The 23,526-nt window shown below is 69.0% G+C and carries 24 protein-coding genes; 12 read left to right on the top strand and 12 right to left on the bottom strand.

Going from position 1 to position 23,526, the window contains the following annotated elements:
* Positions 1–99 precede the first annotated feature (99 nt).
* Positions 100–1,458, bottom strand: a complete 1,359-nt coding sequence (locus tag EAO79_RS01465; protein ID WP_124767518.1) for an aspartate aminotransferase family protein — start codon at positions 1,456–1,458, stop codon at positions 100–102.
* Positions 1,459–1,484: 26 nt separating this feature from the next.
* Here EAO79_RS01465 and EAO79_RS01460 point away from each other — a divergent pair, with 26 nt between their 5' ends.
* Positions 1,485–3,047 (top strand): PucR family transcriptional regulator, encoded by a 1,563-nt coding sequence (locus tag EAO79_RS01460; RefSeq protein WP_124767517.1) that lies wholly within the window; start codon positions 1,485–1,487, stop codon positions 3,045–3,047.
* Between the two features lie 576 nt (positions 3,048–3,623).
* Here EAO79_RS01460 and EAO79_RS01455 read toward each other — a convergent pair.
* From EAO79_RS01455 to EAO79_RS01445, 3 genes are all read right to left on the bottom strand, one after another.
* A complete protein-coding gene (locus EAO79_RS01455) occupies positions 3,624–5,003 on the bottom strand; it encodes an NAD-dependent succinate-semialdehyde dehydrogenase (RefSeq protein ID WP_124767516.1) in 1,380 nt (459 codons plus the stop codon).
* Between the two features lie 163 nt (positions 5,004–5,166).
* A complete protein-coding gene (locus tag EAO79_RS01450; protein WP_124767515.1) occupies positions 5,167–6,600 on the bottom strand; it encodes an FAD-binding oxidoreductase in 1,434 nt (477 codons plus the stop codon).
* 48 nt (positions 6,601–6,648) lie between these two features.
* Positions 6,649–8,124, bottom strand: coding sequence for an APC family permease (locus tag EAO79_RS01445; RefSeq protein WP_124767514.1), 1,476 nt, complete (start codon positions 8,122–8,124; stop codon positions 6,649–6,651).
* A 243-nt stretch (positions 8,125–8,367) separates the two neighbouring features.
* On the opposite strand from EAO79_RS01445, the gene EAO79_RS01440 reads away from it, so the two are divergent.
* The 4 genes from EAO79_RS01440 (at position 8,368) to EAO79_RS01425 (ending at position 12,258) form a co-directional block, all read left to right on the top strand.
* Positions 8,368–9,825 (top strand): aldehyde dehydrogenase, encoded by a 1,458-nt coding sequence (locus EAO79_RS01440; RefSeq protein ID WP_124767513.1) that lies wholly within the window; start codon positions 8,368–8,370, stop codon positions 9,823–9,825.
* A 191-nt stretch (positions 9,826–10,016) separates the two neighbouring features.
* Complete coding sequence (locus EAO79_RS01435) at positions 10,017–10,469, top strand: Lrp/AsnC family transcriptional regulator (protein WP_056013555.1); 453 nt, start codon at positions 10,017–10,019, stop codon at positions 10,467–10,469.
* 54 nt (positions 10,470–10,523) lie between these two features.
* Positions 10,524–10,874: a cupin domain-containing protein gene (locus tag EAO79_RS01430; RefSeq protein ID WP_124767512.1), complete on the top strand. Its 351-nt coding sequence runs from the start codon at positions 10,524–10,526 to the stop codon at positions 10,872–10,874.
* Positions 10,875–10,992: 118 nt separating this feature from the next.
* Complete coding sequence (locus tag EAO79_RS01425) at positions 10,993–12,258, top strand: GNAT family N-acetyltransferase (protein WP_124767511.1); 1,266 nt, start codon at positions 10,993–10,995, stop codon at positions 12,256–12,258.
* 37 nt (positions 12,259–12,295) lie between these two features.
* Here EAO79_RS01425 and EAO79_RS01420 read toward each other — a convergent pair whose 3' ends face one another.
* Entirely contained in the window at positions 12,296–12,541 is a 246-nt protein-coding gene (locus EAO79_RS01420; RefSeq protein ID WP_124767510.1) for a hypothetical protein, read from the bottom strand.
* A gap of 309 nt (positions 12,542–12,850) precedes the next feature.
* On the opposite strand from EAO79_RS01420, the gene EAO79_RS01415 reads away from it, so the two are divergent.
* On the top strand, positions 12,851–13,495 hold the full coding sequence (locus EAO79_RS01415; RefSeq protein WP_124767509.1) for a hypothetical protein: 645 nt from the start codon (positions 12,851–12,853) through the stop codon (positions 13,493–13,495).
* A 27-nt stretch (positions 13,496–13,522) separates the two neighbouring features.
* The gene (locus tag EAO79_RS01410; RefSeq protein WP_124767508.1) at positions 13,523–14,275 is read left to right on the top strand and encodes an SDR family oxidoreductase; all 753 of its coding nucleotides are present in this window, start codon (positions 13,523–13,525) and stop codon (positions 14,273–14,275) included.
* Positions 14,276–14,278: 3 nt separating this feature from the next.
* On the opposite strand, the gene EAO79_RS01405 is transcribed toward EAO79_RS01410, so the two are convergent.
* Both EAO79_RS01405 and map read right to left on the bottom strand, forming a co-directional pair.
* Entirely contained in the window at positions 14,279–14,779 is a 501-nt protein-coding gene (locus tag EAO79_RS01405) for a hypothetical protein (RefSeq protein ID WP_124767507.1), read from the bottom strand.
* A gap of 61 nt (positions 14,780–14,840) precedes the next feature.
* A complete protein-coding gene (map, locus tag EAO79_RS01400; protein WP_079706538.1) occupies positions 14,841–15,617 on the bottom strand; it encodes a type I methionyl aminopeptidase in 777 nt (258 codons plus the stop codon).
* A 111-nt stretch (positions 15,618–15,728) separates the two neighbouring features.
* Between map and EAO79_RS01395 the strand changes: the two genes are divergently transcribed.
* The 3 genes from EAO79_RS01395 (at position 15,729) to EAO79_RS01385 (ending at position 18,044) form a co-directional block, all read left to right on the top strand.
* On the top strand, positions 15,729–16,025 hold the full coding sequence (locus tag EAO79_RS01395) for a helix-turn-helix domain-containing protein (protein ID WP_064296801.1): 297 nt from the start codon (positions 15,729–15,731) through the stop codon (positions 16,023–16,025).
* A gap of 286 nt (positions 16,026–16,311) precedes the next feature.
* Entirely contained in the window at positions 16,312–17,472 is a 1,161-nt protein-coding gene (locus EAO79_RS01390) for an AAA family ATPase (protein WP_124767506.1), read from the top strand.
* Positions 17,469–18,044, top strand: a complete 576-nt coding sequence (locus EAO79_RS01385) for a hypothetical protein (RefSeq protein ID WP_124767505.1) — start codon at positions 17,469–17,471, stop codon at positions 18,042–18,044. The genes EAO79_RS01390 and EAO79_RS01385 overlap by 4 nt, the downstream gene beginning before the upstream one ends.
* Positions 18,045–18,062: 18 nt before the next feature.
* Here EAO79_RS01385 and EAO79_RS01380 read toward each other — a convergent pair whose 3' ends face one another.
* Positions 18,063–18,521 (bottom strand): hypothetical protein, encoded by a 459-nt coding sequence (locus EAO79_RS01380; RefSeq protein ID WP_124767504.1) that lies wholly within the window; start codon positions 18,519–18,521, stop codon positions 18,063–18,065.
* Positions 18,522–18,551: 30 nt separating this feature from the next.
* Positions 18,552–19,184: a hypothetical protein gene (locus tag EAO79_RS01375; RefSeq protein WP_124767503.1), complete on the bottom strand. Its 633-nt coding sequence runs from the start codon at positions 19,182–19,184 to the stop codon at positions 18,552–18,554.
* 239 nt (positions 19,185–19,423) lie between these two features.
* Between EAO79_RS01375 and EAO79_RS01370 the strand changes: the two genes are divergently transcribed.
* Positions 19,424–20,380: an alpha/beta fold hydrolase gene (locus EAO79_RS01370; RefSeq protein ID WP_124767502.1), complete on the top strand. Its 957-nt coding sequence runs from the start codon at positions 19,424–19,426 to the stop codon at positions 20,378–20,380.
* Positions 20,381–20,416: 36 nt separating this feature from the next.
* On the opposite strand, the gene EAO79_RS01365 is transcribed toward EAO79_RS01370, so the two are convergent.
* A complete protein-coding gene (locus tag EAO79_RS01365; protein WP_164486869.1) occupies positions 20,417–20,965 on the bottom strand; it encodes a hypothetical protein in 549 nt (182 codons plus the stop codon).
* A gap of 46 nt (positions 20,966–21,011) precedes the next feature.
* Here EAO79_RS01365 and EAO79_RS01360 point away from each other — a divergent pair, with 46 nt between their 5' ends.
* Entirely contained in the window at positions 21,012–21,488 is a 477-nt protein-coding gene (locus EAO79_RS01360) for a GNAT family N-acetyltransferase (RefSeq protein ID WP_164486867.1), read from the top strand.
* 75 nt (positions 21,489–21,563) lie between these two features.
* Here EAO79_RS01360 and EAO79_RS01355 read toward each other — a convergent pair whose 3' ends face one another.
* Both EAO79_RS01355 and EAO79_RS01350 read right to left on the bottom strand, forming a co-directional pair.
* Complete coding sequence (locus EAO79_RS01355; RefSeq protein ID WP_124767499.1) at positions 21,564–22,211, bottom strand: NADPH-dependent F420 reductase; 648 nt, start codon at positions 22,209–22,211, stop codon at positions 21,564–21,566.
* A gap of 195 nt (positions 22,212–22,406) precedes the next feature.
* Positions 22,407–23,516: a DNA alkylation repair protein gene (locus tag EAO79_RS01350; RefSeq protein WP_124767498.1), complete on the bottom strand. Its 1,110-nt coding sequence runs from the start codon at positions 23,514–23,516 to the stop codon at positions 22,407–22,409.
* Between the last annotated feature and the right edge of the window lie 10 nt (positions 23,517–23,526).

Below are 23,526 nucleotides of genomic sequence, written 5' to 3'. Positions count from 1 at the left end.
CCTGGGCGTCGTGGGGTGCAGGGGTGCTGGGTGCTGGTCGTGCCGGAACTGGTGCCGGGAGTCCCGAAACCGAGTCCCAGAACGGGTCCGGGTCGCCGCTCATGCGCGCAGCTCGCCGAGGGCGGCGTCGATGATCGCGATGCCCGAGGCGACCTCGTCGGCGGTCACGACGGCGGGCGGGACGACGTGGATGCGGTTCTCGCTGATGAACGGCAGGAGCCCGGCCTCGAGCAGGGACGACTTGAACCGACCCATCGCCGCCGCATCGAGCGGTGCGCGGGTGTCGCGGTCCTCGACGAGCTCGACCGCCCAGAACACGCCGCTGCCGCGGACCTCGCCGATGAGCTCGTGACGCTCGGCGAGGGAGCGGAGCGCGGGCCCGATGTGGTCGGCGCCGATCGCCTTCGCGTGTTCGACGACACCCTCCTCGGCCATCGCGGTGAGCGTCGCGACGACACTCGCGGCGGCGAGCGGGTGGCCGGAGTACGTGAGCCCACCGGGGAACACCTGCTCGTCGAAGACGCGAGCGATGTGCTCGGAGACGATGACGCCACCGAGCGGCACGTAGCCGGAGTTGACGCCCTTCGCGAAGGTGATCAGGTCGGGGCGCACGTCGAACGCGTCGAACGCGAACCACTCACCGGTGCGGGCGAAGCCGGCCATGACCTCGTCGAGGATGAGCATGATGCCGTAGCGGTCGGCGATCGCGCGGACACCCGCGAGGTAGCCGGGCGGCGGGGTCAGGATGCCGGCGGTGCCTGGGACGGTCTCGAGGAGGATGGCGGCGATCGAGGTGGGACCCTCGGCCTGGACGGTGCGCTCGAGGTGGCGGAGGGCGCGCTCCGACTCCTCCTCCGGCGTCGTCGCCCAGAACTCGGTGCGGTAGAGGTAGGGGCCGAACACGTGCACGTGGCCGCGCGCGTACTCGTTGGGGATGCGCCGCCAGTCGCCCGTCGCGACGATGGCCGCGCCCGTGTTGCCGTGGTACGAGCGGTAGGTCGAGATGACCTTGTCGCGGCCGGTGGCGATGCGCGCCATGCGGATCGCGTTCTCGTTCGCGTCGGCGCCGCCGTTGGTGAAGAAGACCTTCTCGAAGCCTTCGGGGGCGCGGTCGAGGATGAGACGAGCCGCCTCGGCACGGGTCGCGTTCGCCGCGGCGGGCGCGATCGTGGTGAGCTGGGCCGCCTGCTCCTGGATCGCCGCGACCACCTTCGGGTGCTGGTACCCGAGGTTCACGTTGACGAGCTGGCTGGAGAAGTCGAGGTAGTGGCGTCCGTCGTGGTCCCACACGGTGCTGCCGAGGCCGCCCGCGATGGGGAGTGGCTTGAGCGTGCTCTGGGCGGACCAGGAGTGCAGGACGCGCTGGGTGTCGGCGTCGCGGACGCCGGCGTTGTCGAGGCCGGAGAGGAAGTCATTGATCACTCCTGCAGCCTGGCAATCGACGCGTCTGATGTACATGGCGGGATTGGTGATAGCTTCGGCACATGTCCACCACTTCAGTGATCGCTGGCGAGATCGGCCGTGCGTCCTCGAACGTGTCCCTGCGCACGCTCATGGCCGAGCCGGTCTTCAAGCTCGGCCTCGTCGTCGCGGGTGACGCCGACGTCCTCGATCGCGACATCGCCTGGGTGCACAGCTCGGACCTCGGCGACCCGACGCCCTGGCTGGAACCCGGCCAGCTGCTCCTCACCGACGGCATGCAGTTCACCGGCGAGATGAGCGACGAGCTCGCCGACCGCCGCGCCGACGAGTACGTCCGCCGCCTCTCCGCCCGGGGCGTGCTCGCGCTCGGGTTCGCCACCGGGATCATCCACGCCGACATCCCGCAGCGTCTCGTCGAGGCATGCGAGCGTCACGGGTTCACCCTGCTCGAGGTGGGCGAGCGGACCCCGTTCATCGGCATCATCCGGTTCGTCGCCGACGCGGTCGCAGCCGCGCGCGTGGCGTCGCTCGAATGGTCGCTCGCCGCCCAGCGTGCGGTCGCGAGGGCGGCGCTCCGACCCGACGGCCTGACGGCGATCCTCGCGGAGCTGGGGCAGCAGCTCGGCTGCTGGGTCGCGCTGTACGACGCGCTCGGCAACCGGGTCACCACGAGGACGCGCGAGCCGGTGCCGGAGGGTGTGGAGACGGCTGTCGCCGAGGTGCTGCGCCGCGGGTCGCGGGCCGGCCTGCACCTCGCGGACGGAGCCGAGGGTGCGACGCTGCTGACGCTTGGTCGCCGGGGCGAGCTGCGGGGCATCCTCGCCGTCGGGTCCAGCGTGCCGCTCGACCACGCCGAGCACGACCTCGTCTCCAGCGTCATCGGCCTCGCGAGCATCGCTCTCGAGCAGCACAGCGCCCTCGACCTCGCACGCCGGCAGCTGCGCTCCGGGCTCCTCGAACTGCTGCTCTCCGGGGACCGCGCCGTCGCCGAGCGCACCGCCCAGCGGCTCTGGGGGCCGCTGCCGCCCGACCCGATCCGCGTCGCCGTGGTCGACATCCCCGTGGGTGAGCTGGGCTTCCTCTCGGAGCTCGACGTGCAGGCCGCGGCGCACGGCGGCAAGCTGTTCTTCGCCGAGCAGGACGAGCGGATCGTCATCGTGTCGAGCGACGCGGACACCGGACTCTGGGACGCCGTCGTCGGCCGCCACGGGCTGTCGGGTGGGGTGTCGGCGAGGACGAGCTGGGAGGGCTTGCGGGACGGCTTGGCCGAGGCCGAGCGGGCGCGCGCGTCGGCCGGGGAGACGCCGAGACTCGTGCGGTATGAGGCACTCGCCGAGCAGGGGTTGCTCGGGTTGCTGAGCGCGTCGGGCGGGTCGGTGCTGGCGAACCGGTTGCTGGAGCCGCTGGGTGGGCTCGGAGCCGAGGCTCGGGCGGTCCACGTGGAGACGGCCCGGGCGTGGCTGGAAGCGAACTGCGTCACCGATCAGGCGGCTGGCCGCCTCAGGATCCACCGGCAGACCCTCCGGGCGCGCATCACCACGCTGGAGTCGCTGCTCGACCTCGACCTCTCGCGCTTCGGCGACCGCGCCGAGCTGTGGAGCGCCCTCCAGCTCACCGACGGCTGAAGGTCCTTCGGGTCCCGGTCGCTGAGCGCAACCCGGCCGCTGAGCCCACCTCGCTCACCGAGCCCACCCCGGTCACCGAGCCCACCCCGCTCCCTGAGCTTGTCGAGGTGCCTCCGTGGGCCCTTCGACAGGCTCAGGGAGCGGAGAGGGTGCACGGTTCGGGGTGACCGCCGCTTGCCGCCGAACCCCAGCAGGGGTTCCGGTGCCCAAGCCGCACCCTGCCGTGCCGGTCCCTGAGCTGCACCATCCCGGTCCGGTCCCTGAGTCGCACTCCTCTCGGTCCCTGAGCTTGTCGAAGGGCAGCGACCGCACGACGGGACCGCACTTCGACAAGCTCAGTGACCGGAAAGCGTTCCGCGGGTGAGGAGCGCGGTGAGCGGGTGCACCGTGTCCCGGTCCTCGCGCGCACCCCATCCCGGTCCCTGAGCTTGTCGAAGGGCGGTCAACGCGGGGCGGGACCGCACTTCGACAGGCTCAGTGACCGGATGGGGGCGTCAGTGACCGGTGGTGCGAGCTCAGAGACTGGATGGGGCGTCAGTGACCGTGGTGCGAGCTCGGCGACCGGGGCCGCAGCACCTAGGCGATGCGGATGAGCTTCTTGTTGACGAACTCGTCCATCGCGGGCTTGCCCATCTCACGGCCGGTGCCGGAGCGCTTCACGCCGCCGAAGGGCAACTCCGCCGCGTCGCCGAGGACGAGGTTGATCCACACCATGCCGGCGTCGATCCCGTCCGCGACCCGCAGCGCCTGCTCCTGGTCGGTCGTGTAGACGTAGGAGCCGAGGCCGAACGGGGTGTCGTTCGCGAGGCGCACCGCCTCCTCCTCCGACGCGACCCGGTACAGCGACGCGGCGGGTCCGAAGAACTCCTCGTGGAACGCGTCCATCTCAGGCGTTACGTCGGTGAGCACGGCCGGCGGGAAGAAGTTCCCATCCGGCTCGCCCGATGCCAGGATCGTCGCGCCCTGTGCCTTCGCGCGGCCGAGCTGCTCGCCGAGTCGCTCGGTCGCTGCGGCCGACGACAGCGGGCCGAGCTGCGTGCTCTCCGCCATCGGATCGGCCGGAGCGTTCGCGGTGAAGACCTCGGTGAACTTCGCGGCGAAGTCGTCGAACAGCTCGTCGATGATGATGAACCGCTTGGCGGCGTTGCACGACTGCCCGTTGTTGTCGATGCGGGCGTTGACGGCGTCCTGGACGGCGGCGTCGAGGTCGTCGGTCGACAGCAGGATGAACGGGTCGGACCCACCGAGCTCGAGCACGACCTTCTTGAGGTGCTTGCCGGCAAGCTCGGCGACGGCGGAACCCGCGCGCTCCGAACCGGTGACCGAGACGCCCTGCACGCGCGGGTCGGCGATGACCGTCGCGATCTGGTCGTTCGTGGCGAAGATGTTCACGTACACGGAGTCGTGGGCGCCCAGCTCGGCTTCGGCGTCGTCGAAGATCTGCGCGATCGCCAGCGCCGACTCGGGGCACTGCGGTGCGTGCTTGAGGAGGATCGTGTTGCCGTTCACGACGTTCGGGCCGACGAACCGCGCCACCTGGTAGTACGGGAAGTTCCACGGCATGATGCCGAGCAGCACGCCGAGCGACGCACGACGGATGAACGCGGAGCCGGTGCCGTCGGACAACTCGATCGGTTCATCGGCGGAGAAGGCCTCGCCGTTGTCGGCGTAGTACTGGTAGATCGCTGCGGCGAAGTCGACCTCGCCGAGCGCCTGCTCGTACGTCTTGCCCATCTCGCGGACGGCGATCTCGGCCAGCTGCTCACGGCGCTCCGTGTGGAGGGCGGCGACGCGGGCGACGAGCGCAGCGCGGTCGGCGACGGGAGCGCGACGCGACCACTCCTCGTGGGCGGCGGACGCGGCGGTGATCGCCTGCTGCAGCTCCTCGTCCGTGATCGTCGGGTAGTCGCGGAGAGTCTCTCCGGTCGCGGGGTTGACGACGGCGTAGTCGCTCACTGGTGTGCTCCTTTGTCTGAGGTGCTGCTGGTGCGGTGCGGTGTCCGTTGCCGGCCGATGCGAGCTGTGCGGGTTCGACGTGAGCGGGACCACCACCTGCACCGTATCGAACCAGGCTCCGCCTGTCATGGGTTGGACTGCGGCTCCTGCATCGAAACCCGGCTCAGGAGTCGAAGCCCAGACCGACGGCGTCCATCGCGCGGAGCCAGAGCCCGCGCTTGCCCTCATTGCGGTCTGCTCGGGCCATCTCCGACAGCGAGATGCGCGCACCGATGAACGCGAGCGGGTCGGGCGGGAACGGCGTCGGCTTCTTCTGGACGAAGTCCATCGTCGTGCGCTCGGTCGGCGCGCCGGCGAGGAGGTCGAGCATGACGTTCGCGCCGTACCGCGTCGCCCCGACACCGAGGCCGGTGAACCCGGCCGCGTGCGCGACCTTGCCGCCGTGCGCGGTCTCGAAGAAGGAGAAGAACCGCCCGCAGGTGTCGATCGCGCCGCCCCACTTGTGGGAGAAGCCGAGGTCGGCGAGTTGCGGGTAGGTGTGGGCGAAGTGGGCGGCGAGCTTGAGGAAGGACTCCTCGCGCTGGTCGAACCGCGGCTCGACGCGCCCGCCGTAGTTGTACACCGCGTCGTAGCCGCCGTAGAGGATGCGGGTCGACCCGTTCGCGTCGGTCGTGAGTCGCGAGTAGTGGAAGCGGTTGTCGAGGTCGGAGATGCCCTGACGGCCCTTCCATCCCAGGCTTTCGAGCTGCTCGGCGGAGAGTGGATTCGTCATCAGCGCGTAGTCGTAGACCGGCACCGTGTACTTCCGGGCACTCGGGATGAGTGCCTTGAAGACGTTGGTGCCGAGGGCGACGTGCTTCGCGACGACCGAGCCGTGCGTCGTCGTCAGGGTGACCGACGTCGCGTCCGACCGGATCGAGCGGACGTGCGTGTACTCGTGGATCTCCACACCCAGGTCGAGGCAGACGCGTCGCAGCTCCCACGCCAGCTTGGCCGGGTTGACGAGCGCCGCTCCGGTGGGCTCGAACAGGCCGGCCTGGAAGATCGGCGAGTGGACCTCCGCCTGCATCGCCTCGCGGTCGAGGAACCGGGCGCCGTGCTCCTCGGCACTCTCGCGCAACCAGTCGACGTGGTGCGGAGCCGTCGCCGCCTGCAGCAGCCCCGTCTCCTCCCAGTCGCAGTCCATTCCGTACCGGGCGATGGTCTCGCCGATCTCGCGCAGGTTCTCGCGCCCCAGCTCCTCCAGACGGTCGAACTCGTGCGGCAGGCGGCTCTTGCCGTTCGACGATCCGTGGGTGAGGCTCGGCTCGCAGAACCCGCCGTTGCGACCGGACGCGGCCCACGCGATGCGCCGGCCCTCGAGGAGCACGACCCGGCGGTCCGGGTCGCGCTCCTTCGCGAGCAGGGCGGTCCACAGGCCCGAGTACCCACCACCGACGATCGCCAGGTCCGTCTCGACGTCCGCCTCGAGGCGGGGGAGTGGAGCGGGCCGTGCCGGGTCGTCGAGCCAGTACGGCTCCGGTTCGGCCGAGTCCAGCTGGTCCCGCAGGCGTGCGGTGTCGGCGAGTTCTTCGGCCAGTTCGTAGGTGGTTCTCATGGTGGGTCCCCTGTGGTGCGTGGTTCGGTGCGGTCGCGTGGTGCGCGGTCAGTCGGTGCGGGCGGCGTCGGTGCGTTCGGCCTCGGCACGTGGGGTTCCGGCGGACGCCCCGTCGGTCCCGAGCCCCGCGTCGCGCTTGGTGCTCCGCTGCACGAACAGCCAGATCACGACGCCCAGCGCGAGCAGCCCGAGCGCGATGCCGAGCTCGAGGAACCCGCCGTAGCCCGTGGTGGAGAATCCGGTGGCACCGACGATGAGGATGATCGCGAGGAGCACCGACAGCACGACCGACAGCGGCACGAAGAAGCGCGGCAGGCGGATCGGGCGGACGGCGTCGGGGCGGTCCTTGCGCAGCAGGAAGAAGCCGGAGACGGCGAAGAAGTGCGTGAGGATGTAGCCGAGGTTGCCGGTCACGATGATCGCGAGCGGGTTCTGCAGCACGACGAGGATCACGACGTTCATGACGAGCATCACGTTGAGCGAGCGGAACGGCACACCGCGACGGTTGAGCACGCCGAGTGACGGGACGGTGACGCGCTCCTTGCCCATGTTGAACAGCACGCGTGAGGCGTCGGCCACCGAGGTGGTCATGATGAGCAGCAGCGAGGCGATGAGGCAGAGCACCATGACGTCCGCGGCGCCACCGACGAGCGAGGCGAAGCTGGCGACGAAGAAGGTCGCCGGGTTGTCGGCGATCGCCGCTTCACCCGCGTAGCCGCCGAGGGTCAGCGGGATGACGAAGAAGACGCCGAGGCAGAAGAGGACGGAGGCCTTGATCGCCTTGGTCGTGTCCTTCACCGAGTCGCGGTACTCCGGGGCGAAGGTCGCGCAGACCTCGATGCCGAAGGTGGTCCACGCCATGATGTACAGCCAGACGATCGCGGTGTGCAGGCCCTCGATGCCCTCGAGCTTCCAGGTGAGGTCGAGCGGTGCCCAGTCGGCGCTGAACAGCGGGAAGACGATGAACACGAACAGCGGGATGAGCAGGATGCCCGCCGTGATGTAGACGAACGCCATCGTGACGCGGACGCCGATCACGTTGATGAGGTACATCACGCCGATGACGCCGAGCCCGATGAGGATCGGGAAGGTGATGGAGATCGGGCCGAGCTGGATCACCCAGTCCTCGTTCGGGAACCACTGCGCCTGGATGAGTGCCCCGGTGACCGCACCGTAGGTGGCGAGGTTGGTGCCCCAGGGGAGCCAGTAGCCGACGCCCGTGATCGGTGCGACCCAGGGTGCACGCGACTTCCACGCTTCGGCCGCGTAGTGCGCGATCCCGCCGGAGGAGTTCGGGAACATGGTGGCGAGCTCGGTGTAGATCCAGTTGACGCCCATGGCGAGGATCATGGAGATCGCCCACAGGACGGCGGCCCCCCAGCCGCCGAGGCCGGTGATGGAGGCGCCGAGGGTGGCGATGAGCGCGGCGGGCATGGTCATCGCCATGGCGAAGCCGTCGAACCAGCGCATCCGTTTCGGCAGGTGCGTGGTCTCGTCGGTGCTGGTGACGTGTTCGTTCGACATGGGCTCTTCTCGATTCGTGGGGGACGGGACGTCGCTGTCTCGCTGTTGGTGCACTCAATGTGCCGAAGAATTGTTGTGACGACAAGATCGTGTCGGTCTCGTTGTTGTAATCGTAACTTTGACGAAACAATACTGCTTGTTCGAGGAATCGCAAGGTCCTAGGCTGATCCCACATTCTCCCGACGACATCCGCACGACGCTGTTCGGCGTCGTCGGCCCAGCCACGACACCAGGAGGTCCGGAATGACCACGTTGCCGACACCCACTCGCACCCAGCTCTTCATCGCCGGCGAGTTCACCGACGGAACCAGCTCGGAGCGCTCGGAGGTGATCAGCCCCGTCACCGGTGACGTCATCGCGTCGATCCCCGTGGCCGGCACCGCCGAACTCGACGAGGCGGTGCGACGTGCGCACGAGGCGCAGCGGGAGTGGCGGAAGCTCGGCGTGTTCAAGCGCGCGGAGATCTGTCACCGCGTCGGTGATGCCATCAACGCCCGCGTGGAGGAGCTCGCCCGCCTGCAGACGCTGGAGCAGGGCAAGCCGCTCGCCGAGTCGATCGCCGACATCGCCGAGGCCGCGCAGCTCTTCCACCTCCACGCCGAGGACGCCCTCCGTCTCTACGGCGAGACGCTGCCGTCGAGCGACATCGACAAGCGCATGTTCACCTGGCGCGCGCCGGTCGGTGTCTGGGGCATCATCACGCCCTGGAACTTCCCGCTCCTCATGTTCAGCGAGTTCGTCGCCCCGGGCCTCGCGACCGGCAACGCCTGCATCGTCAAACCGCCGAGCAACACGCCCCTCGCGGTCCTCGCGGCGATGGACTGCCTCGTCGAGGCCGGCGTCCCGGCCGGGCTCGTCAGCGTCCTCCCCGGCGACGGCGCGTTCGGTTCCGAGCTCGTCTCCCACGACGGCATCGACGCGATCGGCTTCATCGGCTCCTCCGCCACCGGCGCGAAGATCGTCCGCACCGCGGGCCTCAAGCGCTCGCTCATGGAGTGCTCCGGCAACGGCCCGATCGTCGTCCTCGAGGACGCGAACATCGAACGAGCCGCGAAGGCCGCCGTCGACTCCGCGTTCTACAGCGGCGGGCAGGTCTGCTGCGCGACCGAGCGGCTCATCGTCCACCACAACGTCCACGACGCCTTCGTCGAGGCCGCCCTCGCCTACGCGAAAGCCACCGTGCGACTCGGCAACCCCTTCGACGAGGGGATCAACCTCGGCCCGCTCAACAACGAGGGTGTCGCCGCGAAGATGGACCGCCACCTCGCCGAGGCCCGCTCGCTCGGCTTCGACATCCTGCTCGGCGGCGGTCGTGCCACCGGCCACCCGACGGACCTCTACTACGACTTCACGATCGTCGACGGCGTCTCCGAGGACAGCCTGCTGTCGCGCGAGGAGTCGTTCGGTCCGGTCCTCCCCATCCTCACGGCGCAGGACGACGACGACATCCTCCGTATCGCCAACGCCGACGCGCTCGGCCTGCAGTCCGCGGTGTTCACCGAGAGCCTGTCGAAGGCCTACCGCTTCATGGAGGAGCTCGAGACCGGTCAGGTCATCGTCAACGACTCCAACGGCTGGTGGGACATCAACATGCCGTTCGGTGGTGCGGGTGGCAAGGGCACCGGCTGGGGTCGGATCGGTGGCATGTACACGCTGCACGACATGACCGACCTCCGCACCGGCGCGATCCACGTCCGCTAGTCGGACCGATCCGCCGATCAGCGACCTCCCTCGGTCCGCTCGATCGGCGTCGCCTCGGCCGACCGCCCGCGTTCGGGTCGGTCGGTCGGCCGGGGCTCGTGGCTCGGGTGGGGCGGACACCGCACCCGGGCCGCACGGCTTCCCTCGCTACGCTTGCCAGATGACCATCCGCCCGCTGCCGGAGGAGCCACATGAACGACCTTGACGACATCGACCGTCGGCTGATCGCGATCCTGCAGCAGGATGGACGGAAGGCGTTCTCCGAGATCGCCACCGAGACCGGGCTGCCGGCCTCGTCCGTCCGCTACCGGATCCAGCGACTCGAGGACACCGGGATCCTGCAGATCGTCGGCATCGCGAACCCGCTGTCGATCGGCTTCGACCACCTGGCGCTCATCGGCATCCGCTGCGAGCCGGGGATGGCGCGCGGGGTGTGCCAGGAGCTGTCGAAGCACGCGGAGACGAGTTACGTGGTGCTCACGAGCGGTGGTTTCGACGTGATGGTCGAGGCCGTGTGCCGCGACATGGACCACTACAAGACGTTCCTCCTCGACACCCTGCAGCCGACGCCAGGGGTGCGGTCGACCGAGACCTTCTTCGTGCTCGAAGCCCACAAGCTCGCCTACGGCTGGGGCGTCGGGTAGGTCGTCGGGCTGCGCCGACCCCGCTCGTCTCCGTCTTGCTCAGAGAGGTACCTCATGACCGACCACCTGCTCGCTCCGAATGCGGTGCTCCAGGGTGCCGACGTGGCGCTCGCCGACAACCCGCTCGCGCCCGAGGACGTCGTCTCGGGGTCGCCGCGGAGCGGGATCGTGTCCCTCACGGCCGTCGGTGACACCGAGGTGGGCGTCTGGGAGCTGGGTGTCGGCGTCGTGCAGGACACCGAGATCGACGAGGTGTTCGTGGTCCTCTCTGGTGAGGCGACGGTCGACTTCGCCGACGGCACCCCGTCGCTGGAGCTCCGTGCCGGCTCCATCGGCCGACTCGCCGCCGGCGCCCGCACCACCTGGACCGTCCGCGAGACCCTCCGCAAGGTCTACGTCGCCTGAGCCGCGCGCCTCGCGGCGCGGCAGCAGGACATCCGCCCGACAGCAGGACGCTTCGCGCCCGCCCGTCCTGCTCTCGCGCCGATCTCCTGTGTTCCGACCACCCCAATAGGCTTGTCGCATGAACCTGCGCACCGTCGAGCTCGACCACACGGACCACGCCGCCCTCGACCTCTGGTGGGGTGCAGCGTCCCGCGGCTTCCTTTCGAAGCCCGATACCGACGTGGCGGTGCGTGCCGAGCGGCGTCAGCTCCTCGTCGGCAGCTCCATCCTCGGGGTCTACGACGACACCGCGGCCGAACCGCTCGTCCCCGTCGGCACGCTCGGTTCCTTCCCGACCGCACTGTCGATCCCCGGCGGCACCGTCCGCGCCCTGGCCATCACCGAGGTCACCGTCTCGACCTCCCACGAACGTCGAGGGATCGCCCGGTCACTGATGGAGAACCGACTCCACCACGCGAAGGCCACCGGTGCCGCAGTCGTCGCGCTCACCGCGAGCGAGGCGACCATCTACGGTCGCTACGGCTTCGCCCCGGCGACCTGGGAGTTCACGCACGAGGTCGACCCCAAGCGCGTCGCTTGGCGGGGTGCGCCGCCCGCCGGCCGCGTCCACACGCTCGACCCGCGCTCGCTCGCCACCGTCGCGCCCGGGCTGTTCGAGCGCTCCCGCGGCACCGGCGACATCGACCGCGGGGTCGCCTGGTGGAAGCAGGCCCTCCGTGAGGTGACCATCCGCCACTTCAGCCACGGTGAGGGAGACACGCTCGCCCTCCGCTACGACGACGCCGACGGCGAACCGCAGGGATACGCGCTCTACCGCGTCGGCGAGGAGTGGGGGACGATCGTCGTCGACGACCTCGTCGCCACCGCCCCGGAGGCCCGCTACGCGCTCTGGCGGCACCTGACCGGGATCAGCCTCACCACGAAGGTCACCTTCCACCAGGCTCCGACGGTCGAAGCCATCCAGTGGCGACTCGTCGACCGTCGCGCCGTCAAGACCGTCGCGCGAGCCGACTCGCTCTGGCTCCGGATCGTCGACGTGCCGACCGTGCTCGGCGCGCGCCGGTTCACCGTCCCTGCGGCGTCCGATCCTTGCGAGCACCTGCTCGATGTCGAGGACGCCCTCGGACTCGCCGGCGGTCGGTTCGCGTTCCGCATCGACGAGCACGGTGCCGCGGTCGCGGAACGCATCGGCGACGTGCCGGAATCGACCGACGACGACGCTGTGCGCCTCACCATCAACGAGCTGTCGGCCGTCCTCCTCGGCGGCCCGCGCGTGTCGGCGCTCGCCGAAGCAGGGCTCATCACCGGGTCATCGGCAGCGGTCCGAGCGCTCGACCTCGCCTTCGCGACGGAGCCGGCGCCCTTCCTGCGGACGCACTTCTGAGGGTTACCCGCCAAGGGGATGTAGCTCGGCCGATCGATCAGGGAGCGGTTGCGCCGAGGAGGATCGCCGCGGCCGGGAGTGCGAGCAGCATCATCCAGCCGGTGATGAGCGCACCGACGAGGCCTGCCAGGAGGGTGAATCCTCCGATGGTGGCGGCAAGGGTGCGGAACAGCTGGCGTTGCTCGGCCGGGATGCTGCGACGCAGGGTGCGGGGAAGTGCCGCGAGCTGCGGGCGTGGGGTGGGGATGGAGCCGGTGGTGGCTGGGTGCTGCAGGGTCGTCATCGGGGTCGGGTGGTTCCTGGTCGGGTTCGGTCGGGAGACGCGCTTCGGGAACGGCTGATCGGTCGGATCCGGATCTGTATCTCGAAGTGCAGATTTGTTATACACCGTGGTAAACATGCCTGCAACTCGTCGGCGGCGCACACGCTTGACGCCGCTCCACAGACGCCCGATCCGCGCTCGCCGCGTCATGCCCACCAACTGTCGAGCCGTCGACCGGCTCCCGATCGATACCGTCGCTGCAGCATCGCGACGGCCTTCGTCGCGACTCACGGCCAGACAGGAGTATGCGTGGACACGATCCCGGACGCAATGACCACCGATGCGCGCGCGGAGCCGCCGCCAGGGCGCCGTTCCAAGGCGCTCGGGCGGCGCTCGATCATGGCGATCGTCGTCGCAGTGGTCGCCCAGCTGAGTGTGTTCGCGCTGGTGATCGTCGCCTGCACGGGTCAGGTCGGGGAGCCGCGGGTTGATCGTGCTTCGACGGTGCCCGAGGCGCCGGTGATCGACCCGAGCGCTCCTCAGCGTGACGACGAGCTTCCCACCCGAGACGAGGTGTTCGCCGTGGCTGCAGACCTCCTCGGGCAGATGGTAAATACGGCGACGGGTGGGCAGCCGTTCGCGTTCTCGCCCCAGGCCTCGGAGGCGCCCTGCAGCAGCCTGGCGCCGTCCGGTCGGGCCACGAAGCTGGCGCGCATGGTCGTCGAGGTCGAGCTGCCGGTCGGAACGAGTCGCGCCGTGCTCGTCGACCTCATCAACGGGTACGCGCCGCCGCTCGAACTCGCGACCGACTCGGACGAGTTCCGGTCGAAGCTCATCGTGCCCTCTTATGGCGAGCTGGAGCTGTCGGAGCAGCTCCGCGACGACGCCATCATCTTCGAACGGGAGCTCCGACCCGATGCCGACGTGCTGCGGATCACGGTCGAGAACGGCTGCTTCCTCCCGCCGATAGAGTGACATCCGTCGAGCAGAGGGGAGTGTCGCATGAAGATCGTCGTCGCAGGAGGCAGCGGGATGGTCGGGCGACACGTCGTCGCGGTGGCCCAGGAGCGCGGACACCGGGTGGTCGTGCTGTCGCGTGCCACCGGCGTCGACCTCGCCACCGGAGCCGGGCTCGCGCAGCAGCTGGAGGCCGCGGACGTCGTCATCGATGTGACCTCGACGGCCACGCAGTCCGCCCAGCAGTCGCGCCAGTTCTTCGGGGCGGTCACCCGCAACCTGCTCGAGGCCGAGGGCGCCGCAGGCGTGCCCCACCACGTCGCGCTGTCGATCGTCGGAAGCGACAAGGCGCCCTTCGGCTACTACGCGGGCAAGGCGCTGCAGGACGAACTCGTCAGCACTGGGCGCATCCCGTGGACGATCCTCCGGGCGACGCAGTTCCACGAGTTCGCGCAGCAGATGGTCGAGCGGTTCCGCTTCGGGCCGGTGACGATGGTGCCGACGATGACCTCGCAGCCGATCGCCGCGCGCGAAGTCGCCGAGCGCCTGGTGGAGCTGGCGGAGGGCGAGCCGCAGGGGCGCCCGGCCGATCTCGCTGGCCCCGAGGAACTGCGGATGACCGCGATGGTCAAGGCCTACACAGCGGCCACGGGCATCCGTGGCCCGGTCGTGCAGATCCCGCTGCCCGGCGGCTTCGGCAAGGCGATGCGCGACGGCACGACCCTGGTCGGCCCGGGTGCGCAGCGCGGCGTGCAGACGTTCGCGCAGTGGATCGACGGGCTCAGCGCCGCTCGCTGACCTTCAGCCCCGCTGAGCCGCCCGGACGTCCTGCATGAGTCGAGGCGTGCGCCACTCGCCGATCCGCTTGAACCACACGGACGGTGGGTAGGCGAGCCGGACGACGAAGTAGTTCACGTACTCGATGACGCCCAGGAGCCAGACGAACGGGATGCCGATGGCCGCGAAGGGGTGGGCGGGGAACCAGACGATGATGCCGACGAATCCGGCGAGTAGCAGGACTGCGTCGAGTACGCGGAACCCGCGGTAGGTGGCGGCCAGCCCAGGAGGCATGGTGCTCTGCTTGACCCACCGCCGGGCGAGCAGCCAGTAGACGCCGGCCTGCACGAGGATCACCAGCAGCGGTACGAGGGCCGACCAGAACGCGAGCGCGTCGGTTGGCCGTTCGAACAACGGCAGCGCCGAGACGAACGCGACCCAGATGAACACGACGGCGGCGAACAGCTCGCCCAGTCCGAGGCTCAGGTACCGGCCCCGGAGGACCGTGCGGCGATCGTCGGTCATCTCACCAGCCTAGACACGGTGTGCCGGGCCGGTCGAATGTGCTCCGCAGGTCTTCGGGTGCTCAGAACGTGACGGTCGGCAGCGTCATGATCTCGGCGCCGTCCTCGGTGATCGCGATGGTGTGCTCGCTGTGGGCGGTGCGGCTGCCGGTCACGCTGCGGAGGGTCCAGCCGTCGGCGTCGGTGACGAGCTTGTCGGTGTCGGCCATGACCCACGGCTCGATCGCGAGGAGCAGGCCTGGGCGCAGCTTGTAGCCGCGGCCGGCGCGACCGTCGTTCGAGACGTGCGGGTCCTGGTGCATCGTCGTGCCGATGCCGTGGCCACCGAACTCCATGTTGACCGGGTAGCCGGCGCCACGCAGCACGGTGCCGATCGCGAAGGAGATGTCGCCGATCTTCGCACCCGGCTTGGCGGCGGCGATCCCGGCGGCGAGGGCCTCCTGGGTGGTCTCGATGAGCGCGAGGTCTTCGGGGGTCGCCGTGCCGACGACGAAGCTGATGGCCGAGTCGGCGGCGATCCCGTCGAGGAGGACGGCGAGGTCGAGGGTGAGAAGGTCGCCGTCGGCCAGCGTGTAGTCGCGGGGGAGGCCGTGGAGGACGGCGTCGTTGACGGCGGTGCAGATGTAGTGGCCGAAGGGGCCGCGACCGAAGGAGGGTGCGTAGTCGACGTAGCAGGAGACGGCGCCGGCCTCGAGGATCATCGCTTTGGCCCAGCGGTCGATCTCGAGGAGGTTGGTGCCGACCGTCACGCGGTGCTTGAGCGTGTGGAGGATGTTCGCGACGAGCTCGCCGGTGCGACGTGCCTTCGCGACCTCGGTGGGGGTGAAGATCTCGATCATGCGGGGCCCTTCCATCGGCGTGCTGCGTTCGTGGTGCGGTGGTGTTCGTGCCGCGAACGGCGCTCGTCCAATAACTATACCGGTCAAACTATCCCGTACTACACTGGGCGCATGGTCCGCCTCCCGCTCACCCCCTCCGATGTCGAACGCGGTCAGCGCCTCGGTGCGCTCCTGCGCGAGGCCCGTGGTGAGCGTTCGATGCTCGACATCGCCCTGGATGCCGGCCTCTCGCCGGAGACGCTGCGGAAGATCGAGTCGGGCCGGGTGGCGACGCCGGCGTTCTCGACGATCGCCGCCATCGCCGAGGTGCTCGGCCTCTCCCTCGACGAGGTCTGGGCGACGATCAGCCCGACCCGGCGCGACACCGCCCCGTCCGGCGAACGCCTGCGCGAGCGACTCGTCTCCTAGGTCTCGCTACAGCGACGCTGTCTTTGGATGCGTTCTGCATGGTGGTCAGGTGCGAACGTTGGGCGCTACACTGATCTGCATATATTTCACCGATGTGTGTCGTCTGAGAAGTCAGGCCGCACCTGTCGGACGAAGGTGGCCGCGTCGGTTGCATTCCGCATGAACGATTGGATGGGTTGTGAGCGCGTTAGCCGGCCTCGATGCGCGAACCCCAGCCACGCTGGCGAGAACCCAGTCCGTATCATTGGGGCTTCAGGCCCGAGCGCGACCATTGGACGGAGGCGGCATGCACATCACGCATCTGACCTCGAGCAACTGGAGAAACTTCAAGACGCTCGACGTGCCGCTCGAGAATCGTCTTTTCGTCGTCGGACCCAATGCGTCAGGCAAGTCGAATCTGCTCGATCTCTTCCGCTTCTTGGGCGATATCGCCTCCTCGGGCGGCGGCCTGGCATCTGCGATCGAGAGTCGCGGCGGACTGAGCAAGGTGAGGAGCCTGTTCGCCCGCAACCACCAAAAGGGCCGCCTGATCATCGACCTCCAGCTTGCCGATGGAAGCGACACCTGGCGCTACCGAATCGCCATCCGCGGCGAGAAAGGCGGCTTCAACCGGCCTATCGTCGACGAGGAAGTGGTGGAACACAATGGAACCGTCCTCCTCAACCGACCAGATGAGTCGGATGAGGGCGACGCGGTCCGGCTGACGCAGACCCACCTTGAGCAGATTGCCGCCAACCAGAAGTTCCGTGTTCTCGCGGACTACTTCGCCAAGGTTCAGTACTTCCATCTCGTCCCGCAGATCATTCGCGACCCGTCTCGTATTGGTGCCGGTGCCAACGACCCATTCGGGTCCAACTTCATCGCTCAGATGAACGCTGTCCCGGTGAAGACCCGCCAGGCGTGGTTCCGTCGAATGGAGACAGCTCTCCGCTCGGCCGTCCCTGAGTTCCAATCCCTCCGACTCGAGGTGGACAAGTCTGGGATGCCGCACCTGATTGCCGGCTACCAGAACTGGCGCGAGACACCCGCTCGCCAGAGTGAGGTCGATTTCTCGGATGGCACACTTCGACTTGTCGGGCTGCTCTGGACGCTTGTGAGCGCACCAGCGAACGGCGGCGTCCTACTCTTGGAGGAGCCCGAGCTTTCTCTCAACTCTGCAATCGTTCGAACGCTGCCGACCGTTCTCGCGACAGCTCAGCGAGATCGCGCACTCCAGGTGATCCTCTCCACGCATGCTCCTGAACTCTTGAATGATGAGGGTGTGCGTCCCGCCGAGGTGCTGGTGCTCCGTGTGACAGACGATGGGACGGTGGCACATATCCTTTCTGACATCGAGGAGGTCGCCGGCGAACTCGCGGCGGAGCTACCAGCTTCTGAGATCGTCGACGGCTTGATCGCCCCGCAGGACCTCTCCGGGCTGATCGCGGTCGGACGAAAACGCAGATGATCAATGTCGTGGTCGAGGGGGAATCGGATCGCGAAGCGGCGAGAGCCGTGGTCTTGGCGGCAGGCCAGCAGGTCGGAAGGATCATCGTCGCGGGAGGCAAGAGCAAGCTGGATCCGAAGATCCCAAACTATAACCGCGCAGCAGCTCAGTTTCCTTGGGTGGTGTTTCGCGACTCCGATGCGGAGTGTCCGGTCCTGCTTCGATCGCGGCTCACCTCGGGAATCGTGGACTGGCAGCCAGGTTTCAGCCTTCGGATTGCGCACTCGATGACAGAAGCGTGGCTCATGGCTGACCGCGAGTCCTTCTCGACGTTCTTCCATGTTCCGGTCAACCGCATTCCGCAGGATCCGGAGTCCTCGCCGCACGCCAAGCGCGTTCTCCTCGCACTGTGTGCCCAATCCCGTTCGCGCAATGTGAAGCGCGACATGACTGCAGCGGGAGGCGCTGCAGGCCCGTTGTATGTTTCGCAGTTGAATGAGTATGCCTCGACCGTCTGGCGCCCCACAGAGGCGGCCGCGGTGAGTCCGAGTCTCTCTCGAGTACTCGCGGAGATCGAGCTTCTGCCCAGATAGCTCGCGTCCGATGTTCCGCTACTGCGTGTCGCTCGTCGTCGGTTGGACCGGGCGGGTGAAGACGTTCTCGCTGATCTTCGTCCAGTCCTCGGCGGGGTCGAGCGCGGTGTCGACGACGGCGTCGGAGAGCACCGTGTATTCGTTGACGCTGTCGCTCATACTGACGCGGTCACCGCTGCCGCAGGCCCGGAACGGTTCGGTCTCCGCGAAGACGATGATGCAGATCCGGGACTGACCCTGCTCCGTCGCCGACGCGAGGAAGATCTCCGTGTCGCCTTGGACGGCGACGAGTCGGGTCGTGTCGGCGTCGATCGTGAGCGGGTCGTCGCTGCCGGCTCCGATGGTGCTCGCCGGGAGCCGATCCTTGTCGGCCTGGTCGCGCTCGAGGTCGGCATAGCTCGTCACTCCGCCGGAGCAGGCGCTCAGCCCGGCGGCGAGTGTGAGTGCGATGAGTCCTGCTGCGATGCGTCGATGCATGTGACGTCCCCGATGTCGATTCCCGACAGCCTACGACTCCTGCTCCCGGATGGAAGCAGCGACGGCCGACTCGCGGCTGGCGAGGGCGATGGCGACGATCCCGAGGAAGACGGGGCCGACGACACGGACCCACCCGTCGAGGATGACGATGATCGGGACGAAGAGGGACACGTTCGAACCCGCCGCCACGACGATGATCTGCTGGACGACCCACGATGCTGCTGTCACCGCCACGACCCACAGCGGCGCGAGGTTCCACGGGCGGGGCACGGTTCCGGCGCGCGCGATCTGCGTCGTCGCGATGGCCGCGAGCACGAACTGGACGAGCAGGTCGATGTAGCCGAAGCTGAGGAAGGTCTCGATGGCGGCCGGGATCGTCGCCAAACCGCGGACGAACGAGCTGATCGTCATCCAGATGCCGAGCGCGATGAGGGCGCCTGTGCCGAGCGGGCGCCTCGCGGTCACGCTGCTGGAACGGTCCGAGCCGATCGCGAACAGGGCGATCGAGAAGACGGACAAGAACGTCGCGAGGATGCCACCGGTCGGCCCGAGGAACGACCCGATCTGGACGAGTGGGCCGAGGAGCACCGACCCGACCAGGAGCGCTCCGGCGACGATCCACACCTGCTTGGACCCTGACGTGACTGCGTTCGTTTCCCCCATGGGCGCCCAGTCTACGGACGGGCCCCCTCTCGGTCCCTGAGCCTGTCGAAGGGGCGGCTGCTCCCTCCCTGGTCCCTGAGCCCGTCGAAGGCGGCGTACCTCTCCCGGTCCCTGAGCTTGTCGAAGGGCGGCGCACCTCTCCCGGTCCCTGAGCTTGTCGAAGGCCGCCGCCGCTCTCCCGGTCCCTGAGCCTGTCGAAGGGCCTGCACGCCTGGCCCGAGCTGTGTACCGTGGCACGGATGACCGAGGAGCAAGCCGACCCGCACACCACCGGTTTCGTCGACGTGGAGGGCGGTGCGTCGATCTTCGTCGAAGAGTCCGGCACCCCCGACGGTGTTCCCGCGCTCTGGCTGCACGGCGGCCCAGGCGGTTCGCTCGGCTCCGGCTGGTATCGCTCGCACTTCGACCTGTCGCGGTACCGCCTCATCGGCATCGACCAGCGCGGCAGCGGTCGCAGCCTGCCGAACATCGTGGACGCCCGCGACCAGCTCGACGAGCACACGACCCAGCGCCTCATCGCCGACATCGAGGCGGTGCGAGTCGCCTCGGGTGTCGAGCGCTGGGTGGTCGCCGGGGTCTCGTGGGGCACGACCCTCGCGCTCGCCTACGCGCAGGAGCATCCCGATCGGGTGATCGCGCTGGCGCTCGTCGCGGTGACGACCACGAGCCGCGACGAGGTCGACTGGATCACCGAGGGCGTCGGCCGAGTCTTCCCCGAGGAGTGGGCCCGGTTTGAAGCCGACAGCGACCGGCGGGACGGCGAGCGGGCCGTCGAGGCCTATGCGCGCCGCCTCCGAGAGGGCGACGCGAGGGACCGCACACACGCCGCGACCGCGTGGGACCGCTGGGAGAGCGCGCACGTGTCGCTCGACCACCCGGAGCGCGTCGGTCAGCTGTTCGCCGACGCGACCGTGCGCGAGGCGTTCGCGACGCTCGTCACCCACTACTGGAGCCACGACGGCTTCCTCACCGGCGACCGGGCGGTGCTGTCGCGGATGGACCGCATCGCGCACATCCCCGGAGCGCTGGTCCACGGCCGACGTGACATCAGCGGACCGGCCGCGACAGCCTGGCGCCTCCATCAGCTGTGGCCGGCGAGCGAGCTGACGATCGTCGAGACCGAGGGCCACGGCGGCGCCGAGGAGAGCGCCGTGCTGCGTGCGGCGCTGGACCGCTTTGCGGCGCTGGGTCCCTGAGCCTGTCGAACGGCCGCCCCATCGTGCGGCCGATAGTCAGCCGTCAAATGCCGAGAACGGCGCCACCTGCGCATCCTCGCTGAGGACATCGACGATCTCCGTCGCGCAGTGTTCGTCGGGTTGCCCCGCCTCGTGGTCGGAACTCCAGCCGACGACCACTCCTCGCTCGAACCGCACTGTCGCCTGGAAGCAGGTGTACACGGCCGGGTCGACTTCGGTGCCGGTGACGATGATCCCCTGGAAACTGGCCTCGTCTCCGGCGTCGACCAGGTTGTAGACGACCGCTCCTCCGTCCTCCAACCCGAGCGACGCCGGGTCATCGTCGCCATTCCAGTAGACGCTCGGGAAGCTGCCGTCGGTGCTGCGGAGCTCGGCGAGGAACAGGTCACGATCGGTCGCACGCGCGTCGGCCAGGGCTCTCATCAGCGGATCCTTGTGCTTCCAGATGGCGCGGGTGGCCTGTCCACCGACGTCGACCGGGGCGTTGGTCTGCGCACACGAGCTGAGCGCCGCGATCGCCGCGACAGCGATGGCGACCCGCAGCGCGCGTCGAACCGCAGGGGTGGGCGAGCTTCGCGGGTACATGCGGGCAGCCTACGCAGGACCCGTCAGCCCATGCGACACTCGACCCATGGAGCCCGAGGTCGTGATCCGCGTCGCCACGCCAGCCGACGCCACCGGGCTCGCTGAGCTGAAGCTCATGATGTCGCCGCCCGCCGCCCCGCTCGCCGACTGGGAACGGGCGCTGTTCGCCCACGACCTCGTCTCGTGGATCGCAGTCGACCCCGACTCCCGGGTATGCCTGGTCGCCGAGGTCGACGATCAGCTCGTCGGGATGGCTTGGCTCGTCGTGTTCTCCCGCGCACCCAACATCGGGGCACTCCGCCGACTGACGGGCGACGTCCAGAGTGTCTTCGTCCGCCCGGAGTTCCGCGGTCGCGGTATCGCCGGCCGTCTCGTCGACGGACTCCTCGACGCCGCCCGCGCTCGCGACATCGGCCGGGTCTCCGTCAGCTCGAACGACGCGGGTGCGCCGGTCTACCGCCGCGCCGGGTTCGAGGATGCGCCGCTGCTCCTCGAGTGGCGGGCAGACCCACCGGGCCGCTGAACGACGAATCGCCCCGAGTGGTCGCTCCAGGACCTCCTGGACGACCACTCGGGGCGATTCGTGATGCGGCGTGACTTACATGTCGCGGTAACGCTTGGCCTCGGCGACGAGTTCGCGCAGCTTGTCGGCGTCGACGTCCGGGCCGTAGCCGGGGGTGTCGCGCTGGATGCGCCATCCTTCGGAGAGCGCGCCGATGTCGAGGGGCTCGAACCCGAAGGAGTCGATGAGCGCGGCGACCGCGGCCTTCGCGTCGGCGTCGTCACCGGCGATGACGAGGGCCCGGCGGTTCGGGGTGCCGGACGGCTTGCCCTTGGTGGTGAGGTCGGCGGCGTAGATGTGGTTGAACGCCTTCACGACCTTCGATTCCGGGAGGTGCGCCTGCAGCATCTCGGCCGTGGTGGTGGTCTCCTCGTCGAGCTCGGCGATGTGGCCGTCGCGCTCGGGGTAGTAGTTGTTCGTGTCGATGACGACCTTGCCCGCGAGCGGTTCGACGGGGACGGTGTCGATCGCGTGCAACGGGATGGTGACGATGACGATGTCGCCACGCTCGGCCGCGTCGAGGGCGGTGCCGGCGGTGGCGTGCTCGCCGAGCTCCGAGACGAGGTCGGTGAGCGTCTCCGGTCCGCGCGAGTTGGACACGATGACGTCGTGACCCTGCGCCACCGTGAGGCGTGCGAGCTGAGAGCCGATGTTTCCTGAACCGATGATTCCGATGGTTGTCATGTTCAGGGGAACGGTTCCGGCAGGGTCCTGCATTCCTGCCTGGCGTGGATCCGGAGCCGCCGTTCAGGTTCGAACGTTCGCCGTGGTCCTCCGAATGCCGTCCCTCGGTCGTGCACCATCCCGGTTCGCCGAGCTCGTCCGGGTGCGGCCTTCGACAGGCTCAGGCACCGCGGCTCGGCCGTGGTGACGCCCGCCTCACTCCACCGGCGGCAGCAGTTCGAACGCCAGCGGTTCGGTCGCGACCCCGTTCACCTGCAGCGCGATCCCGTGCGCACCCGGGTGGTAGCGGCGGGTGGTGATCGCCCGGAACGAGTGCTCGCGGGAGAGCAGGATGTGCTCGCCCGGCGCCAGCTCGGTCGTCGTCAGCTTGAACGTCTTCGTCGTCTGCGAGCCGTTCGCTTTCTGGTGGTGCACGATGTAGTCGATCGCGAGGCGAGCCGTCTCGGTACCGGTGTTGCGGACGGTCGCGACGAATCGGACCGTGCCGCCGAACGGAACGTGTGCCCTCTCGAGCCCGAACCCCTCGACCTCGGTGGTCGCCGCTCCGAAGCCGAGGGCCGCCAGCGCGCCCGGGTTGCCGCGCTTTACGAGGGTGCGCAGCGCGTGCCGGACGAGCGCCGGTGTGTTCGCGTCAGGCTCGGCGAGCCAGCGGTTCGCGGTCGCGACCACGAGCTCGGGGTCGTCGCGGCTGAGGTCGTTGAGGTGGTTGGCGACCGATCGGCGGACGTACTCGCTCGGGTCGCGGTACAGAGCATCGAGAATCGGCACGGTGACGCCCGGGTTCGCGACGATCTCCCGCACGCGGACGGCCCAGGGCAGATAGGGGCGGGTGCCCTCGCTCGCGAGCCGACGGACGTGTTCGTTGTCGGATGCGGTCCAGTCGAGGACGATGGCGAGCGCGCGGTCGAGGTCGTGGCGGAGCAGGGTGCGGATGGCGAACTCGGCGCTGAGGCGGTCGGTGAGTTCGGCGAGAAGTCGCATGGCATCGTCGAAAGCGTCGGGGCCGCCCTCATTGACCGCCCGAGCCGCGACCGCACTGGTGACTGGCCAGATGAGCCAGCCGGTGAACGCAGGGTCCGAGGCCTGGGCGGTGCGGATGATGCCGGCGAGCGTCGCGTAATCGCCGGGGACGTCCGCGAGGAGAGCGTCGCGCAGGAGGTCGGCGCGCTCGCGGAGGGCGAGGCCGTCGAGTCGCTCGGCGGCATCGGCGACTGTGTCGAACGGCCGCTCCGGATCCGCCTCCTGGAGCGAGCGGGTGAGGGTGCGGGCGACGGCGGCGCCGAGGAGCTCGTCTGCGAAGGGCATACGGCGATCA

This window comes from Plantibacter sp. PA-3-X8 (genome assembly GCF_003856975.1).
Classification (GTDB): Bacteria; Actinomycetota; Actinomycetes; order Actinomycetales; family Microbacteriaceae; genus Plantibacter; species Plantibacter auratus.
This window is presented reverse-complemented; position numbering and strand designations above follow the sequence as displayed.

What these genes read in the sequence shown, in the direction of transcription:
- EAO79_RS01430 (WP_124767512.1), top strand. Translation starts at nt 10,524, where the DNA reads ATGACCGACCACCTGCTCGCTCCGAATGCGGTGCTCCAGGGTGCCGAC.
- EAO79_RS01435 (WP_056013555.1), top strand. Translation starts at nt 10,017, where the DNA reads ATGAACGACCTTGACGACATCGACCGTCGGCTGATCGCGATCCTGCAG.
- EAO79_RS01350 (WP_124767498.1), bottom strand. Translation starts at nt 23,516, where the DNA reads ATGCCCTTCGCAGACGAGCTCCTCGGCGCCGCCGTCGCCCGCACCCTC.
- EAO79_RS01460 (WP_124767517.1), top strand. Translation starts at nt 1,485, where the DNA reads ATGTCCACCACTTCAGTGATCGCTGGCGAGATCGGCCGTGCGTCCTCG.
- EAO79_RS01365 (WP_164486869.1), bottom strand. Translation starts at nt 20,965, where the DNA reads ATGTACCCGCGAAGCTCGCCCACCCCTGCGGTTCGACGCGCGCTGCGG.
- EAO79_RS01420 (WP_124767510.1), bottom strand. Translation starts at nt 12,541, where the DNA reads ATGACGACCCTGCAGCACCCAGCCACCACCGGCTCCATCCCCACCCCA.
- map (WP_079706538.1), bottom strand. Translation starts at nt 15,617, where the DNA reads ATGATCGAGATCTTCACCCCCACCGAGGTCGCGAAGGCACGTCGCACC.
- EAO79_RS01360 (WP_164486867.1), top strand. Translation starts at nt 21,012, where the DNA reads ATGGAGCCCGAGGTCGTGATCCGCGTCGCCACGCCAGCCGACGCCACC.
- EAO79_RS01450 (WP_124767515.1), bottom strand. Translation starts at nt 6,600, where the DNA reads ATGAGAACCACCTACGAACTGGCCGAAGAACTCGCCGACACCGCACGC.
- EAO79_RS01355 (WP_124767499.1), bottom strand. Translation starts at nt 22,211, where the DNA reads ATGACAACCATCGGAATCATCGGTTCAGGAAACATCGGCTCTCAGCTC.
- EAO79_RS01385 (WP_124767505.1), top strand. Translation starts at nt 17,469, where the DNA reads ATGATCAATGTCGTGGTCGAGGGGGAATCGGATCGCGAAGCGGCGAGA.
- EAO79_RS01410 (WP_124767508.1), top strand. Translation starts at nt 13,523, where the DNA reads ATGAAGATCGTCGTCGCAGGAGGCAGCGGGATGGTCGGGCGACACGTC.
- EAO79_RS01390 (WP_124767506.1), top strand. Translation starts at nt 16,312, where the DNA reads ATGCACATCACGCATCTGACCTCGAGCAACTGGAGAAACTTCAAGACG.
- EAO79_RS01425 (WP_124767511.1), top strand. Translation starts at nt 10,993, where the DNA reads ATGAACCTGCGCACCGTCGAGCTCGACCACACGGACCACGCCGCCCTC.
- EAO79_RS01370 (WP_124767502.1), top strand. Translation starts at nt 19,424, where the DNA reads ATGACCGAGGAGCAAGCCGACCCGCACACCACCGGTTTCGTCGACGTG.
- EAO79_RS01445 (WP_124767514.1), bottom strand. Translation starts at nt 8,124, where the DNA reads ATGTCGAACGAACACGTCACCAGCACCGACGAGACCACGCACCTGCCG.
- EAO79_RS01375 (WP_124767503.1), bottom strand. Translation starts at nt 19,184, where the DNA reads ATGGGGGAAACGAACGCAGTCACGTCAGGGTCCAAGCAGGTGTGGATC.
- EAO79_RS01380 (WP_124767504.1), bottom strand. Translation starts at nt 18,521, where the DNA reads ATGCATCGACGCATCGCAGCAGGACTCATCGCACTCACACTCGCCGCC.
- EAO79_RS01395 (WP_064296801.1), top strand. Translation starts at nt 15,729, where the DNA reads ATGGTCCGCCTCCCGCTCACCCCCTCCGATGTCGAACGCGGTCAGCGC.
- EAO79_RS01465 (WP_124767518.1), bottom strand. Translation starts at nt 1,458, where the DNA reads ATGTACATCAGACGCGTCGATTGCCAGGCTGCAGGAGTGATCAATGAC.
- EAO79_RS01440 (WP_124767513.1), top strand. Translation starts at nt 8,368, where the DNA reads ATGACCACGTTGCCGACACCCACTCGCACCCAGCTCTTCATCGCCGGC.
- EAO79_RS01405 (WP_124767507.1), bottom strand. Translation starts at nt 14,779, where the DNA reads ATGACCGACGATCGCCGCACGGTCCTCCGGGGCCGGTACCTGAGCCTC.
- EAO79_RS01415 (WP_124767509.1), top strand. Translation starts at nt 12,851, where the DNA reads ATGACCACCGATGCGCGCGCGGAGCCGCCGCCAGGGCGCCGTTCCAAG.